The organism is Pseudonocardia oceani (assembly GCF_019263585.2).
Classification (GTDB): Bacteria; Actinomycetota; Actinomycetes; order Mycobacteriales; family Pseudonocardiaceae; genus Pseudonocardia; species Pseudonocardia oceani.
The window spans coordinates 2,069,459-2,084,175 of sequence record NZ_JADQDF010000001.1 but is presented as its reverse complement, the minus strand read 5'-3'; the positions used below and the strand labels follow the sequence as shown (position 1 = coordinate 2,084,175).

At 72.8% G+C, this 14,717-nt stretch carries 19 protein-coding genes; 9 read left to right on the top strand and 10 right to left on the bottom strand.

The window, feature by feature from the left end; translation table 11 throughout:
* Positions 1-9: 9 nt before the first annotated feature.
* Together I4I82_RS10345 and I4I82_RS10340 are read left to right on the top strand one after the other, a co-directional pair.
* Complete coding sequence (locus I4I82_RS10345) at positions 10-375, top strand: hypothetical protein (RefSeq protein ID WP_218591786.1); 366 nt, start codon at positions 10-12, stop codon at positions 373-375.
* On the top strand, positions 372-824 hold the full coding sequence (locus I4I82_RS10340) for a DUF6941 family protein (RefSeq protein ID WP_218591787.1): 453 nt from the start codon (positions 372-374) through the stop codon (positions 822-824). Before I4I82_RS10345 ends, I4I82_RS10340 begins: the two co-directional genes overlap by 4 nt.
* 1,277 nt (positions 825-2,101) lie before the next feature.
* On the opposite strand, the gene I4I82_RS35185 is transcribed toward I4I82_RS10340, so the two are convergent.
* The 5 genes from I4I82_RS35185 to I4I82_RS10320 all read right to left on the bottom strand — a co-directional run bounded on the left by I4I82_RS35185 (position 2,102) and on the right by I4I82_RS10320 (position 5,658).
* On the bottom strand, positions 2,102-2,269 hold the full coding sequence (locus tag I4I82_RS35185; RefSeq protein WP_504739264.1) for a hypothetical protein: 168 nt from the start codon (positions 2,267-2,269) through the stop codon (positions 2,102-2,104).
* 43 nt (positions 2,270-2,312) lie between these two features.
* Entirely contained in the window at positions 2,313-3,698 is a 1,386-nt protein-coding gene (locus tag I4I82_RS10335) for an IS256 family transposase (protein WP_218594897.1), read from the bottom strand.
* Between the two features lie 11 nt (positions 3,699-3,709).
* On the bottom strand, positions 3,710-4,057 hold the full coding sequence (gene kilB / locus I4I82_RS10330; RefSeq protein WP_218595656.1) for a plasmid transfer protein KilB: 348 nt from the start codon (positions 4,055-4,057) through the stop codon (positions 3,710-3,712).
* 297 nt (positions 4,058-4,354) lie between these two features.
* Positions 4,355-4,789 (bottom strand): PPOX class F420-dependent oxidoreductase, encoded by a 435-nt coding sequence (locus I4I82_RS10325; RefSeq protein ID WP_218593780.1) that lies wholly within the window; start codon positions 4,787-4,789, stop codon positions 4,355-4,357.
* Between the two features lie 326 nt (positions 4,790-5,115).
* Positions 5,116-5,658 carry a dihydrofolate reductase family protein gene (locus tag I4I82_RS10320; RefSeq protein WP_218593781.1) on the bottom strand — a complete coding sequence of 181 codons (543 nt, stop codon included), beginning with the start codon at positions 5,656-5,658 and terminating at the stop codon, positions 5,116-5,118.
* A 126-nt stretch (positions 5,659-5,784) separates the two neighbouring features.
* On the opposite strand from I4I82_RS10320, the gene I4I82_RS10315 reads away from it, so the two are divergent.
* Together I4I82_RS10315 and I4I82_RS10310 are read left to right on the top strand one after the other, a co-directional pair.
* Positions 5,785-6,447 (top strand): GyrI-like domain-containing protein, encoded by a 663-nt coding sequence (locus I4I82_RS10315; RefSeq protein ID WP_226369978.1) that lies wholly within the window; start codon positions 5,785-5,787, stop codon positions 6,445-6,447.
* Positions 6,448-6,449: 2 nt separating this feature from the next.
* Complete coding sequence (locus I4I82_RS10310) at positions 6,450-6,665, top strand: dienelactone hydrolase family protein (protein WP_225920566.1); 216 nt, start codon at positions 6,450-6,452, stop codon at positions 6,663-6,665.
* Between the two features lie 50 nt (positions 6,666-6,715).
* Here I4I82_RS10310 and I4I82_RS10305 read toward each other — a convergent pair whose 3' ends face one another.
* Genes I4I82_RS10305 through I4I82_RS10295 form a run of 3 tightly spaced genes read right to left on the bottom strand, consistent with a single transcriptional unit; the run spans position 6,716 to position 10,018 of the window.
* The gene (locus tag I4I82_RS10305; protein WP_226369977.1) at positions 6,716-7,480 is read right to left on the bottom strand and encodes a putative protein N(5)-glutamine methyltransferase; all 765 of its coding nucleotides are present in this window, start codon (positions 7,478-7,480) and stop codon (positions 6,716-6,718) included.
* Between the two features lie 22 nt (positions 7,481-7,502).
* Positions 7,503-8,444, bottom strand: a complete 942-nt coding sequence (locus tag I4I82_RS10300; RefSeq protein ID WP_226369976.1) for a patatin-like phospholipase family protein — start codon at positions 8,442-8,444, stop codon at positions 7,503-7,505.
* A gap of 23 nt (positions 8,445-8,467) precedes the next feature.
* A complete protein-coding gene (locus I4I82_RS10295) occupies positions 8,468-10,018 on the bottom strand; it encodes an FAD-binding oxidoreductase (RefSeq protein ID WP_225920565.1) in 1,551 nt (516 codons plus the stop codon).
* Positions 10,019-10,129: 111 nt separating this feature from the next.
* Here I4I82_RS10295 and I4I82_RS10290 point away from each other — a divergent pair, with 111 nt between their 5' ends.
* Genes I4I82_RS10290 through I4I82_RS10275 form a run of 4 tightly spaced genes read left to right on the top strand, consistent with a single transcriptional unit; the run spans position 10,130 to position 13,364 of the window.
* Positions 10,130-10,537, top strand: a complete 408-nt coding sequence (locus tag I4I82_RS10290) for a MarR family winged helix-turn-helix transcriptional regulator (RefSeq protein WP_218595655.1) — start codon at positions 10,130-10,132, stop codon at positions 10,535-10,537.
* Complete coding sequence (locus tag I4I82_RS10285) at positions 10,534-11,733, top strand: apiosidase-like domain-containing protein (RefSeq protein WP_218595654.1); 1,200 nt, start codon at positions 10,534-10,536, stop codon at positions 11,731-11,733. Before I4I82_RS10290 ends, I4I82_RS10285 begins: the two co-directional genes overlap by 4 nt.
* A 9-nt stretch (positions 11,734-11,742) precedes the next feature.
* Positions 11,743-12,969, top strand: a complete 1,227-nt coding sequence (locus I4I82_RS10280) for a serine hydrolase domain-containing protein (protein ID WP_218592871.1) — start codon at positions 11,743-11,745, stop codon at positions 12,967-12,969.
* Positions 12,969-13,364, top strand: coding sequence for a phage holin family protein (locus tag I4I82_RS10275; RefSeq protein WP_218592872.1), 396 nt, complete (start codon positions 12,969-12,971; stop codon positions 13,362-13,364). The genes I4I82_RS10280 and I4I82_RS10275 overlap by 1 nt, the downstream gene beginning before the upstream one ends.
* Here I4I82_RS10275 and tenA read toward each other — a convergent pair.
* A complete protein-coding gene (gene tenA / locus I4I82_RS10270) occupies positions 13,361-14,008 on the bottom strand; it encodes a thiaminase II (RefSeq protein WP_226369975.1) in 648 nt (215 codons plus the stop codon). The two genes, I4I82_RS10275 and tenA, sit on opposite strands and share 4 nt — an antisense overlap.
* Positions 14,009-14,188: 180 nt before the next feature.
* On the opposite strand from tenA, the gene I4I82_RS10265 reads away from it, so the two are divergent.
* Positions 14,189-14,404, top strand: a complete 216-nt coding sequence (locus I4I82_RS10265; protein ID WP_172157642.1) for a hypothetical protein — start codon at positions 14,189-14,191, stop codon at positions 14,402-14,404.
* A 22-nt stretch (positions 14,405-14,426) separates the two neighbouring features.
* Here I4I82_RS10265 and I4I82_RS10260 read toward each other — a convergent pair whose 3' ends face one another.
* Positions 14,427-14,645: a hypothetical protein gene (locus tag I4I82_RS10260; RefSeq protein ID WP_218592873.1), complete on the bottom strand. Its 219-nt coding sequence runs from the start codon at positions 14,643-14,645 to the stop codon at positions 14,427-14,429.
* Positions 14,646-14,717: the final 72 nt, after the last annotated feature.

The window sequence follows — 14,717 nt, the reverse complement described above, 5'->3', positions numbered from 1 at the left end:
AGTCGGCCAGTGACGCTCTTCGAGGAGGTCACCGTGTTCGAGCCCGAGGACGGCATCGCTGGTCGTGCGACCGTCGCGAGCATCGACAACGCTCATGGCCTGCTGTACCTCGACGTGGACTGGGCGAGCATGGACGACGACCACGCCTCCCCGGCTCCTGTAGTTCGATCACACCCGGTGTTAGCCACCTCGACGCCTGCGTCTCGCACGAGTTCGTCGTACACGCGACCTGTCCGGGTCGTCACTACCACCCGGACGACGAGGACCGTCGGTACGGTCGGCGGCCGGGCGAACTACGGTCTTGCAGCCCGTGGCAGCTTCACAACGGGCGGTGGGTCTACTGTGCTGCCGATGATGCGTCAGGGGTTCCGTTGAAGCTCGCGATGTCCGCACTGTGCGACCGAGCAACGGTGCGGGACAATCTCTTGAACGTTCTCGGTGCTGGCATCACGCAGGTTGCGCTTCAGAACCTTCCAGGTCCCCTGGATGTGGATCTAGGTCTGCTCTTTCGAGCCGAAGGTCCCGATGACTTTAACGCCGAGCATGCTGTCGTCGTCGACGTGCGCGGTGAGGACGACCAGCAGGTCGCCGAAGTCAGCATGACTTGGAGCTGGGCCATGTTGCCCGACACCCAGACAGATGCGAAGAGTCTGCCCTCGCCGCACCTCCCTGTCTCTGTGCCACTACGCCACCTACCTATCGCCGCGACGGGTCGATACACCATCCGAGTCAAGCTGAATGACGAAGTCATGGACAGCCTCGACGTAGTGGTTCATCAGGACCCCTCGCGGCTCGTCGCTCCGACGCCTCTGGCTACTTCGTAGCGGTACCGGTCAACTACCGGTCGCACTCCCCTCTACCTGGGTGGAGGCTGGAGGCGGAGCATTTCCGGATCAGGACCGGTGGGTCCGGCCGTCACCGGCCGACACCAGCCGTAACCGCAGCTCAGACGGCACGAGGCGGCACCGGGCGACCCGAGGAAGCGGGGCTTCCGCCTCTACAACGAAGCGCTCGCTCACATTCTCCGAGCCGAATTCCCAGATAGGTGCTCCCACCTGCGCATCTTCGTCCGGGTCTCGACGTAGCTCACCTAGGTCACGAGCGATGCTGCCGAATCTGTCTCTATGGGATCAAGTGCGCCGCCTGTCGGCGGCGCGCGTGGCCGGCTACGCCGGCCCCGCCGACTCGCTCCCTACACCTCCGGCCCGGTCGCGGCCGGCGTGGCTCGGCTACCCGGCCCCGCTCCCACCGACGGCCAGCGATCGATCCGCAGAAACGATGTCGGCGAGCATGCAGTCCTGACGCTCCCTGGTACTGCGCCGGTAAGCCCCGGCCGTGTGGGCCAAGCGCAGTAACGCCGCTAGCAGGCGTCGCGATGTCGAAGCAGTCCCCGGCACGACACGATGCCGGGCGGACCAACCAGCCATCCATCCAGGGAGAATCGCCATGCGCAGGACAGCCGCCATCGGCCTCATGATCGCGGGGCTAACTCTCGCTACGGCAGCCCCGGCCATGGCCGACGGCCCGGCGGAGCCGTGGCAGCCCAAGGCATGCATGGGCGACTACGTGAGCGACACCGTGCAATACCTCAACGAGGAGCCTGGCCCTGGCCGCGGTGATGACCCGCACTTCATCCGTATCCGTGTTGCTAAGGGGCACAACTGCCAGCCTGGCGACCCGAACCCGCAGCCTGGCGGAACTCCACGCCCCTGATACAGAACGCAGCCGCGGCGGCGTGGACGTCGGTGGTTCGGTTCGTTGGAATGGCTCCCTCGGCCGAGTCATCGTCCACGCCGCGACGGCCGTGTCAAGGGCGGCTGCGCCGTCGCTTCGCGATGCCTGCGGCCCCCTTGACCCACCCGCCGCGACGAGGAGAGCGGCCAGTACGAGGAAGCCGGAGGGGAGTAGGCACCCGGGACGAGCGGACTGGTCGTGTGCGGGCCGCGGCGTCAAGGTGGCGTTGACGCCAGGCGGCCGAAGGGCCAGACCGACCGCCGTGTGCCAAATACGCGCCGAAGTTCTCGTCGTGGTTGGGCCGACGACGGAGTCGGACCAGGTCACGGCCATGGTCACGGCGGGGGAGCGGCACCCCTTAAAAGGATCACGCTGTCGCGATGGTGGTTCGTGCTGCTGCGATGAAGGTTTCCCTCGCAGTAGCGAACTTGACTTCGCGACGCTCAAGCTGGGCCTTGTCGGCGGAGGACCGGAGGACGCCGATGTGGGCGGACAGTGCGTCGGCCAGCTGTCGCAGGTTCGCGTCGTCGGTCAGGAGGGGCCTGTCAAGATCTCTGTGTAAGTCGATCTAGAAATTGTCAGGACAGGTAGGGGCTGAGGCGTTCGGGGTAGGTCAGGGCGAGGGCGCCGAGGGCCTGTTTCCAGCCCTGGACGACGGCTCCTTCGACGAGTCGGCCAGACGCTCGGCGGGCGTGGGCGGGCAGCCCCTTCTCCTTCTCCCGTGCCCGGGCTCGCTTGTCCTCGATATCGCGGATGGCGAGCCAGAGCAGCTTGATCGCGGCGTCGTCGTTCGGGAAGTGACCACGGTTCTTGATGATCTTCCGGAGCTGGTAGTTCAGCGACTCGATCGCATTCGTCGTGTAGATGATCCGCCGCAACTCCGGTGGGAACGCCAGGAACGGGATGAACCGCTCCCACGCGTTCGTCCAGGTCATCACCGCCGCCGGGTAGCGGCGCCCGAGGTCGGAGGCGGCGAACGCGTCGAGCTCCACGCGGGCGACCTCGTCGGTCGGGGCGGTGTAGATCGGCTTGAGCGCCGCGGCCACCTTCTTGCGGTCGGAGTAGGACACGAACCGCATCGCCGCCCGCAGCAGGTGCACCGTGCAGGTCTGCACGATCGACTGCGGCCAGGTCGCCTCGATCGCCTCCGGGAACCCGGACAGCCCGTCACAGCACACGATGATCACGTCCCGGACGCCGCGGTTGCGCAGCTCGGCGCACACTCCGGCCCAGAACTTCGCACCCTCGGCGGCCTGGACCCAGATGCCCAGGACGTGCTTGACGCCGTCGAGGTCGACGCCGACGGCGATGTGCGCGGCCCGGTTGCGGACCTGGTGCCCGTCCCGAACCTTGATCATGAGGGCGTCGAGGTAGACGATCGGGTAGATCTCCTCCAGCGGGCGGGACTGCCAGAGCTTGACCTCCTCGAGCACCGAGTCGGTGACCTTGGAGATCGTGTCGTGGGACAGCTCGGTGCCCAGCGTGCGGGCCAGGTGGTGGCTGATGTCGCGCACCGTCATCCCGCCCGCGTAGAGCGAGACGATCATCTCGTCGAGGCCGCCGGTGCGCCGTGACCCCTTCGGGACCAGCCGTGGCTCGAAGGTTCCGGCCCGGTCCCGCGGCACGTCGAGCGCCACGTCGCCGACCTCGGTCGCGAGGGTCTTCGGGGTGGACCCGTTGCGGGAGTTCGGGGTCCCGCGCCCGGCCGGGTCGCCACGCTCGTAGCCCAGGTGAGCGGTCTGCTCGGCGGCCAGGCCACGCTCGAGGACCGCTTTGATCATCTCGGGGAGGAAGCCCCCGTCACCGGTCAGCGCGAGCTCACCGGCATCCACCTTGGACATCAGCCCGTCGAGCAGACCGGCATCGACCATCCGGTTCACGGCGTCACGGGCCGTCTCGGGCTCGGCACCGACCGAGGGGGCGGCTCCGAGCGGATGCACATCCTGATCATCGATCACGGACATCTGTGTACTCCTCAACTCAAGAGGATCTTGTTACACAGACCATCTGACAGGCTCGTCAGGAGCAGCATGCGAATATAGGCCCCCTCCGCCGCAGCTCCCAGCGTGTCTGCTTCGGTCATGGCCGTCCGCCACTCGTCGTCCTGGACATCGCGTCGGAACCACGCGGTGATCACGGCCCGCTTGACCTCCGTGACGGCCGCTGCGAACGCACCGCATGCTGCGAGTCGGTCTTGACGCAGCCGCTCGGCACGTGCAGTCGTCTCTGTGTGGAGCGCTGTTCGCCGCTGGAACAGGTACGTGGTCAATGACCCGAGCAGCGTGCCCGCCACAGCGATCAAACTGACGACGACGGCGTCCATGGCCGCAATCATCGCCGCGCCGCGACGGCCTGATCAACCCTGCCACTTGCCGAGCGCGGACTATGCGCGGACTCAGACGGCTAGTCAGTTGCCCCGCCGCAGGTCGGGGCCGCTTTGGCAGCTCTCTGTAAATCCGTCGGCTTAGCCTACGAAGGTTCGAATCCTTCACCTGCCACACCCCGGTAAAGCGGCCCCTGACCAGTGGAAACACGGTCGGGGGCCGCTTCTGCGTCCACACCGCGCGCCGTCGTCGATCGCCCGAACGATCCGCCTCGCCTGGCCGGACCAGTACTCATCTCACGAAGCCGCAGGTGCTGCACCGTGCGCGACCTTGCGGGACGGGTACCACGACCCCCCGACCGGCTCCCCGGCCATGTTCCAGCTCCACGACACCTCAGGCGCGATCCGCAAGAACACCCCCGGACCGATCATGCCGACCCGCTCCACCGGCCCCTCCGCGGTGCCGTACACCCGCACACCGCGAGCGATGAACGGGTCCAGAGACACCAGGTCGTCGACCACCAGCGCCACCCGGTGCTCCCCGGCGGCGACGTTGCGGAACTTCCGCGTCGCGAGCACCGACGACGGATCACCGCCACCCACCCAGAAGAACACCCCGTCGAACTCCACCGCGACAGGCACCACGTCCGGTTGCCCGTCCTCGCCCACCGTCGCCAAGCGCCCCAACGAGTGCGAATGCAGATACGCGACCTCGGCATCATCGAACGTCATCCCGACCCACCCTCCTCAACCGTCTGCGACCAGTCGCGCCAGTCTGGCGGAGACACTGCACAGCCGGGCTCCGCCCGCGCCCGACGCTGCTTCGTAGATCAGGGGAGGGGCACCAGGGGGCGCCGACCTCCCCCCGGCGCGGGCCTGTTCTGTCAGAGGCCTACTTGCGGCCCGCCGGCCCCTGTGACGATCAGAGGAGGCCCGGCAGCACCTGGCGGACGCCCGGCCGGCGGAGTCGGACCTCCCGGCCGAGGGGTACGGCGAGCCCGTCCGCTCCGACATCGCGGCGCTGCGCGGGCGCCTGGGCGACTGATCGACCCGCGGGTTCAGTTCCGCACGCGGAAGCGGAGCATCGTCACCGGCCCCGACCGGGTCGTGTCGATCGGGTCGAGGTCGACCCGGCCGAGCCCGGGTGCCGAGAACCGGACGCCGTCGCCGAGCAGCACCGGCATGAGGTACACCAGCACCTCGTCGACGAGTCCGCGCTGCAGGCACTGGCCGGCCAGGTCGGCCCCGAGGATCTCCAGGTTCTTCCCGCCCGCGGCCGCGCGCGCGGTGGCGACGGCCTCCTCGACGTCGCAGGTGAGGTAGGTGACGCCGCGCTCCGGCTCCTCCGGCGGGCGGTGGGTCAGGACGAACAGCGGGCCGCCCTCGTAGTCGGCGCCCTCGGGCGACATCCGCTTGCCGACCTCGTGGGTGCGCCGGCCGGCGAGCATCGCGCCGGTGGCCTGCATGACCTCGGGGAAGAGGGTCTCGCTCCGATACTCCATGACCCAGTCCATGGCGTCGTCGGGGCCGGAGATGAAGCCGTCCAACGACATCGCCCGGTTCACGACGACCTTGCCCGTGGGGGTGTCCGCATCGCTCATGCCGGTATGGACCGGACGCGCGTCCGGAACTCATCTGTGACGCGCACAGATCATGACCCAGTCCGTGACAGGTCCGCCGCGACGCGGAAGGCTGGCGGCAGTTCCCCGCCCGGTACAGGAGCGCCCGTGCCCGACAAGATCGACTTCAAGCGGGAGCTGCCCTGCTACCGCGCGGGTCGCACGCCGCAGGTCGTCGACGTACCGGACCTGCAGTACCTCGTGGTCGACGGCCACGGCGACCCGAACACACCCGCCTACACCGATGCGGTGTCGACGCTCTACCCCGTCGCCTACGGGCTCAAGACGCTGAGCCGGACGAGCCTCGACCGCGACTTCGTGGTGATGCCGCTGGAGGGCCTGTGGTGGGCCGAGGACATGAGCACCTTCACCACGGCCCGGGACAAGTCGCGGTGGGACTGGACCATGATGATCCTGGCCCCGCCGTGGGTCACGACCGCGATGGTCGCCGAGGCGGTCGAGCGGGTGGGTCGGAAGAAGCGGCCCCCGCGGCTCGACGACCTGCGCCTGGAGTCGCTGTCGGAGGGCCGCTGCGTCCAGGTGCTCCACGTCGGCGGCTACGACGACGAGACCGCGCTGCTGCGCCGCGTCCACGAGGAGTTCATCCCCGGTCGGGGGCTCACGATGACGGGCAGGCACCACGAGATCTACCTCGGCGACCCACGCCGGACCGACCCCGCGAAGCTGCGCACGATCCTGCGCCAGCCGGTGCTCGACACGCGTGCGGCCGACCGCCATGATCGGCCGCCCGACGTCGACGACGAGGAGTGACCGTGAGCCGCTACGAACGCGTCCAGGCGCACGACGGCGGGTCCTTCGACGCCTTCTGCGCCCGACCCGACCGCGAGCGCGCGCCCGGGGTGCTGCTGTTCCAGGAGATCTTCCACGCCTTCTCCAACCGGGACGCGCCCTCGATGTACACCGCCGACGCCGCCGAGCTGGCCTGGGGACGCACGCTGGACTTCTTCGGCACCCACCTGCGGCGCTGACCGCCCGGCCTGCGCTGCGCCATGCCGGGACCGACCGCCGGGGCCGCGACTCATCGGGCCGGACGGACACCGATCACGACGGTCGCCTCCCGCTCCTCGTCGACGACGACCCGCGCGGCCAGCCCGTGCCGCTCCACCGCCGCCCGCGTCAGCGGGGCCTGGCGGGTGCTCGTCTCGATGAGCAGGTGCCCGCCGGGGGCGAGCCAGCGCGGGGCCGCGGCGGCCACCCGCTGCTGCACGCCGGTGCCGTCCGGCCCGCCGTCGAGCGCGGCCCGCGCCTCGAACAGGCGCGCCTCGGCCGGCATGAGGTCGATCTCGCGCGTCGGGACGTACGGGGCGTTGGCGACGAGGACGTCGACGCGCCCGCGCAGCCGGGCGGGCAGCGGGGCGTCGAGGTCGCCCTCGTGGGCGTGCCCGCCGGGGAGGTTGCGCCGGGCCAGCGCGACGGCGACCGGGTCGACGTCGGCGGCGTGCACCTCGGCGTCCGGCACGGCCGCGAGCACGGCCGCGGCGACGGCGCCGGTGCCGCAGCAGAGGTCGACGACGACCGCGCTCGCCGCCGTCAGCGCCACGGCCCGCTCGGCCAGGAACCCCGTGCGCACCCGCGGCACGAACACCCCGGGCCCGACGGCGATCCGCAGCCCGCAGAACTCCGCGAACCCGACGACGTACTCCAGCGGCTCACCCGCCACCCGCCGCGCGACCAGCGCGTCGAGCTCGACGTCCGAGCCGGCCGCGCTCCGCAGCAGCCGCGCCTCGTCCTCGGCGAACACGCACCCGGCCGCCCGCAGCCGCTCGACCAGGGCGTCGGTCACCGCGCCGGACACCGGGACCGCGTCACGCCGCCGCCACGCTCTCCATCGCCGCCTCCAGCGACGCGTACCCGACGCGGGCGGCGAGCTCGACGCGCCGGGCGTCGATCGTGAGGCCGTGGACGCCGACGTCGCGCAGCGGGAGCACCGCGCGCAGGTGCACGCCGCTGCGGGAGGGGTGCCCGGCGTCGTCGAGCACGGCCAGCGCGGGCCCGTGCCGCACGCTCTCCTGCGTCATCGCGCCCAGCCCCGGGGCGAGCCGGTCGAGCGCGCGGGCCCAGCGGCCCGGCCCGGCGCCGGGGTCTCCCGCCCGCAGCTCGGGCAGCGTCCGGTTGAGCAGCGCGAGCACGTGCGTGGCGCCGTCGCGCAGGGCCCGGAGCACGGGCAGCGGCTCCGCCACCGACCCGTCGATCCAGCGGCGCCCGTGCAGCGTGACGGCGGGCCCGGCCAGCAGCGGGATGGCCGCGGTGGCGCGCAGGGCCAGGCGCCACTCGTCGACGGTCGCGGGCTCCAGGACGTGCGGGTTCAGGTCGTCGGCCGCGGTGGCGACGACCCGCAGCGGCACGGGGGAGTCGCGCAGGTCCTCCCACGACATCGGCTTGGCGACGGTGAGGATGTGGCCCAGGAGGTGGTCGAGCGACACGACCGGGCGGCGGGTGCCCAGGCGGCGCGGGTCGACGAACGCCCGGCACGCCATGTCCTCGAAGAAGATGTGCGCGGCGCCGCGGCCGTCGCCCAGCAGCAGCGCGCCGCCGATGTAGGCGCCCGCCGAGCTGCCGTAGACGACGTCGAAGCAGCCGCCGAGCCCGGCGTCGTCGAGGGCGTGCGCCATCCCGCCCGCGTAGGCGCCGCGCATCCCGCCCCCGCTGACGACGAGCGCGATGCGGTGGCCGTCGTCGCGCCGGCCGGAGTCGCGGCGGTGGACGAGCGCGCGGAGCACCTCGTCGTCGCCGGGGAGGGGGAGCACCTCCGCATCATCGCCGGACGGGTTCAGACCAGCACGCCCGGGTTGAGCACGCCGCGCGGGTCGAGCACGTCCTTCACCGCGCGCAGCGACGCGGCGAACAGGTCGGGCCGCTGCCGGTCGTAGCCGGGGCGGTGGTCGCGGCCGACGGCGTGGTGGTGGGTGATCGTCGCGCGGTGGCGCGCCAGCACCTCCGTCGCCGCCGCGCGGATCTCGTCCCACGCCCCGAGCTGCATCCCGGGCCGCCCGCCGGCGAGCACCGTGAAGTACGGGGCGGGCCCGTCGGGGTAGAGGTGGGTGAGGCGGCAGTTGACGATCCCCTCGACGCCGCACACTTCGCGCACCGCGGCGCCGACCTCGGTGCGCACGGCCTCCACCAGCACGGCCGCGGTGTCCCAGGTGCAGGCCGTCTCGAACGTCTCGACGATCGCGCCGCAGCGGGTGAGCCCGTCGCGCAGGTAGGGCATGCGCAGGAACGCCGAGCGCCACGAGGCGACCGCGCCGTCGCGGCCGTCGGCGGGCTCCTCCTCCACCACGCCGCCGTGGGCCAGCGCGATCTCCAGCGGACCGGCGACGTCGACGGGGCCGTGCGCCGACTCCGCCCCCAGCACGAGCACCGCGTGCCCGCCGGACGCGGCGCCGGAGAAGTGGGCCTCGCCGTGGTCGAGCAGCCGGCAGTTCGCCAGCGTGACGCCCGACTGCGCGATCTCGCGGACGGCCGCCAGCGCGTCGGGGAACCGGACGAACCGCACCGCCGCCGAGGCCCGGTGCTCCGGGCGGCGCTGCACCCGCAGCCACGCCTCGGTGATCACCCCGAGCGCGCCCTCCGAGCCGAGGAACAGCCGGTCGGGCGAGGGACCCGCGCCCGAGGCCGGCAGCCGCCACGACTCCGACACCCCGACCGGGGTGACGACCCGCAGCGACTCCACGAAGTCGTCGACGTGCGTGCGCCCCATCGCGTAGTGGCCGCCGGAGCGCGTGGCGAGCCAGCCGCCGACGGTGGAGAACTCGAAGCTCTGCGGGAAGTGGCGCATGGTCAGCCCGTGCGGGCGGAGCTGGTCCTCCAGGCACGGCCCGAGCGTGCCGCCCTGCACCCGGGCGGCGCGGCTGGTGGCGTCGACCTCCAGGACGCGGTCGAGCCGGGTGAGGTCCAGCGAGACCCACGGCCCGTCGCCCCGGTACTCGGTGCCGCCGACGACCGAGCTGCCGCCGCCGTAGGGCACGACGGCGACGCCCGCGTCCCCGGCCCAGTCCAGTACCGCGGCGACGTCGTCCTCGGTCCGCGGGAGGACGACGACGTCGGGTGCGCCGGACAGGTCGCCGTCCAGCGCGCGGACGACGTCGCGGAACGCCTTGCCGTAGGTGTGCCCGGCGCGGACGGCGGGGTCCGCGGTGCACAGGCCGGCGAGCGCGGCGGGCGGCGCGGTCCGCGGAGCGCGCAGGCCGGGCACGACCGGGACCGGAACCGGTGTCGTCGCGCACCCCGGCAACCCGGCCGCCAGCGCCGAGCACGCCTCGTCGGCCATGGCCTCGCCGGTCCAGCCCCATCCCCACCACGACCGCGTCCGCTGCTCCATCCGGCCCAGCATGCCCGTTCGGGTGTCTCCGCCGCGCGCCGCCTCCACCCCGGCCGCCGGCGCGGTGAGTATCGGCCCCTGACCACTGCCGACCGCGCCGCGGAGGGACCGATGGACCACATCACCGCGCGGCTCCGCTCCGTCCTGTGCCGCGCCGAGCACCTCGACGAGCGGGCGCTGGCCGAGCTGGGCCTGCCGGTGCGGCACTACGCGATGCTCGAACTGCTCGCCGGCGGGCCCGTCGCGCGCCAGCACGAGCTCGGCGCCGCCATCGGTCTGGACCGCACCACCACCGCGGCCCTGCTGCGCCGCCTCGACGACCGCGGTCTCGTCCGCCGCACCCCGATGCCCGGCAACGGCCGCGTGCTCGTCCTGGAGCTGACCCCCGTCGGGGCGGCCCTGCGCGCCGCCGCGGCCCAGCGCCTGCGCGACTGCGAGCAGCGCCTGCTCGCCCCGCTCTCCCCCGAGGAGCGCACGCAGCTCCGCCGCACCCTCGACCGCCTGCTGGAGGCCTCGTGAGGCACCGGACCCTGGCCGCGGTGCTCGCCGCCGCGCTCGCCGCCCCGCTGACCGCCGCCGCGGCCCCCGACCCCGGCCCGCCCCCGCTGCGGGTCGCACCGGACGGGCGCTCCTTCACCGCGGGCGGGGCGCCGTTCCTGTGGCTCGGTGACACCGCGTGGGGCCTGCTCGCGACCGCCGACCCGGCCGAGGTGCGCCACTACCTCGACGTCCGCGCCGCGCAGGGCTTCACCGTCGTGCAGACCGCCGTGCCCGAAGGGGCCGACGCCGAGGGGGGCGGCGCCGACTGGAGCCGCGTCGACGCCGCCGTCGCGGAGGCCGCCCGGCGCGGCCTGCACATCGCGGTCACCCCCGCACTGCCCGCCGCAGCCGCCGCGCCGGCGCTCGGGCGGTTCCTGGGCGCCCGCTACGGCGACCGCGTCGTCTGGGTCCTGGGCGACGGCACCGACGACGACGCCGCGACCTGGTCGGCGCTGGGCGAGGGCATCGCCGCCGGTGCCGTCGCCGACCCGCTGATGACGTTCGAGCCGGGCCCCGGCCGGTCCTCGGCCGACGTCGTCGGCGACGCCGCGTGGCTGTCGTTCGCGCTGGTCCGCGGCGCGGCGTGCGAGGACGCGGTGGCCCGCGTCGGCGGCATGCTCGCCCGTCCCTTCCTCGACGCCCGCCCCGCGCAGGAGGACGCCCCCGACTGCTCCGGCACCGGCGCGGCCACCACCGCGCTCGACGTCCGCCGCAGCGCCTACGGCGACGTGTTCGCCGGCGCCGCCGGCCACACCTACGGCCACCGGGACACCTGGGCCCCCGACGCCGCCCTCCGCGCCGCGGCGCTGGTCGACGAGGGCGCGGTGCAGATGGCGCACCTGCGGGCCCTGACCGACTCGCGCGCCGCCCGCACCCCCGCCCCGGAGCTGCTGGTCGAGGGCGCGGCCGGGGTGCTGCGCGCCGCCGACCACCTCATGGCCCACGTCCCTGCGGGGGAGGGCATCGCGCTCGACACCACCGCCCTGCCCGGCGAGGCGCTGCGCGGCTGGTGGTTCGACCCGCGCACGGGCGTCCCGACCGACGTCGGAACGGTGCCGCGCTCGCCGTCGGCGTCGTTCTTCCCGCCGGTCACGGGCCCGGCGGACGCCGGCCTCGACTGGGTGCTGGTGATCGACGACCCCGCAGCCGGACTGGCCCCGCCCGGAGATCAGTAGGGTGGCGGTGTGGCCGAACTGAAGGTGGAAGCCGAGCCGTCGGAGGTCGGGTTCGACCCGCAGCGGCTCTCCCGCATCGACGAGCACTTCGCCCGCTACGTCGACCACGGCCGGCTCGCCGGCTGGACCGTCGCCGTCGCCCGCCGCGACCGGGTGGTGCATCTGAGCCACCACGGGCTCGCCGACGTCGAGGCCGGGCGCCCCGTCGGCGACGACACGCTGTGGCGGATCTACTCGATGACCAAACCGATCACGTCGGTGGCCGTGCTGATGCTGCACGAGCGGGGCCTGCTGGCGCTCACCGACCCGGTCGCGCAGTACCTGCCCGCGTTCGCCGACCTGCGCGTCTACCGCAGCGGGTCCGCCGCCGACCCCGGCACCGTCCCGGCCACCGAGCCGATGCGGGTCTGGCACCTGCTCACCCACACCGCCGGGCTCACCTACGGCTTCCACCACGCCCACCCCGTCGACGAGATGTACCGCAGCCGCGGCTTCGAGTTCGGCGTGCCCGCGGGCATGGACCTGGCCACCGCCTGCGACACCTGGGCCCGCATCCCGCTCGTGCACCAGCCCGGCGCGGAGTGGAACTACTCGGTGGCCACCGACGTGCTGGGCCGGCTCGTCGAGGTGGTGTCCGGGAAGTCGCTCGACGCGTTCCTCGCCGAGGAGGTCCTCGGCCCGCTGGACATGACCGACACCGGCTTCGGCGCGGCCGACCCCGAGCGCCTCGCCGCGCTCTACGTCCCGAAGCCCGGCGGCGGCCTGCACCGCAACGACCGCATGGGCGACGCCGCGCTGCGCGAGCCGGCGTTCCTCTCCGGCGGCGGCGGGCTCGTCTCCTCCGCGGCCGACTACCACCGCTTCTGCCGCATGCTCCTGCGCGGCGGCGAGCTCGACGGCGCCCGCCTGCTCGGCCCGCGCACCCTGGCCTACGCCACCCGCAACCACCTGCCCGGCGACCAGGACCTCGCGTCGTTCGGCCGCCCGATCTTCGCCGAGTCGAACGTCGACGGGGTGGGGTTCGGCCTCGGCTTCTCCGTGGTCGTCGACGCCGTCGCGGGCAAGGCGCTCACCAGCGACGGAGAGTACGCCTGGGGCGGGCTGGCCAGCACCGCCTTCTACGTCGACCCGGTCGAGGAGATCACCGCCATGTTCTTCACGCAGCTCATGCCCTCGAGCACGTACCCGATCCGCCCGCAGCTGCGGACGCTCGTGACCCAGGCGCTGGTGGACTGATGTCGAACGCGCTCGCCTTCGTCGTCCGGGTGGCGGTCGTCGCCGTCAGCCTGTGGGTCGCCACGCTGCTCGTGCCGGGCATCGACGTCGCCGCGGGGACCACCGGCAACCAGGTCCTCACCCTCGTCGGCGTCGCGCTGATCTTCGGGTTGATCAACGCGGTGCTCAAGCCGCTGATCAAGGTCGTGGGCTGCCCGTTCTACGTGCTGACGCTCGGCCTGTTCGGGCTCGTCGTCAACGCGCTGCTGTTCCTGCTCGTCGGGTTCGTGGCCGACGGGCTGGGCCTGCCGTTCACCGTCGGCGGGTTCGGCGCGGCGTTCGTCGGCGCGATCGTGGTGGCCGTGGTCGGGTTCGTGCTGCACGTCGTCATCCCCGACCGGATCGACCAGCGCTAGACCGGCCAGCGCTCCTGCCGGTACGCGCCGTCCCAGAACATCCACTCGTACCGCGCGGTCGTGGCGAAGTGCCGCCGCATCCGCGCGAGGTCGGGCTCGGACAGGGCGGCGGCGGTGCGGTCGGTCTCGGCCAGCACGGCGTCGACGACGCCCTGGAAGTCCTCGCCGCCGTACATCGCGATCCAGCGCGCGTAGAGCGGGTCGGGCGAGCCCGCCTCCAGCAGTGCCTCGCCGACCCGGGCGTAGATCCAGTAGCAGGGCAGGACCGCGCCGACGGCGTCGGCGTAGGAGCCCCCGTGCGCCGTGGCGAGCAGGTAGCTCAGGTAGGCCTGCGTGGCCGGGGCGACCTCGTCGTCGAGGGTGCCGAGCTCGTCGAGCAGCGAGGCGTGCAGGTCGCGCTCGGCGGCGATCGCACCGGCCGCGTGCTGGGCGAACATCACCGTCGCGGACTCGTCGGGGGCCTTCGCGGCGCACACGGCCAGGGCCTTCGCGTAGCCGCGCAGGTAGTGCGCGTCCTGTACGACGTAGTGCCGGAAGGCCTCGCGCGGCAGCGTGCCGTCGGCGAGCCCGGCGAGGAACGGATGGGCGAGGATCGCCTCGTAGACACCGGTGATGTCGGACCAGAGCACGTCGCGGGAAGCCACGAAGATCAGGTTAGCGCTCGGTCACGGGGTCCGTACGAGCTGTGCGCGGAGGGTGAGACGTCGGTCACTCTTCGGGTACGATGGGATCGGGTCCGGGTTTCCCGGGCCCACTATGGGAATCCCCACCAGGGTGGCCGCTCAATGGTGAGAGCCCCGCTACGCACGCGGAGGTGAGTCGGAATGAGCCCCGTACCCATGGATCATCACGAGAAGATGCGGCTGCGTGCAGCCGCGTTCCGGGTGACCCGTCTGTACCCCGGCCCCGTCGGTGAGGTGCTCTCACGGGAGCTGCTCACCTGGGAGGAGTTCGGGTACCGCCTCGGCGGTGGCCAGCTGGTCATGCGGCTGGTCGACCACGTCCTCAAGACGCCGCTTGGCCAGGCCGAAGCGGCCTGACCCGCAGGTCACCGGCCGGGTGTCACCGGCCGAACGTCGCCGTCACGGTGGCGTTCTCGGTGGCCGGCGTGCCGTCGAACAGGCCGCCCACGGCCCCGGCGACGACCAGCAGGGCCGCGAGCGTGACGACCGTGCCCAGCCGGCCCGCGAGGTCGACCGCGCGCAGGGCGCGGTCGCGCAGGGTGGCGGTGCGGTGGTGGCGTCCCGTGGCCGGGGGTGCGGTCTGGAGCGGAGCGGACATGGCGGCACCGTTTTCGATCAGCGGGACGAGGAGGATGTCCGGGCCGGTGCGCGCGTGCCGGGTGTCCGTACG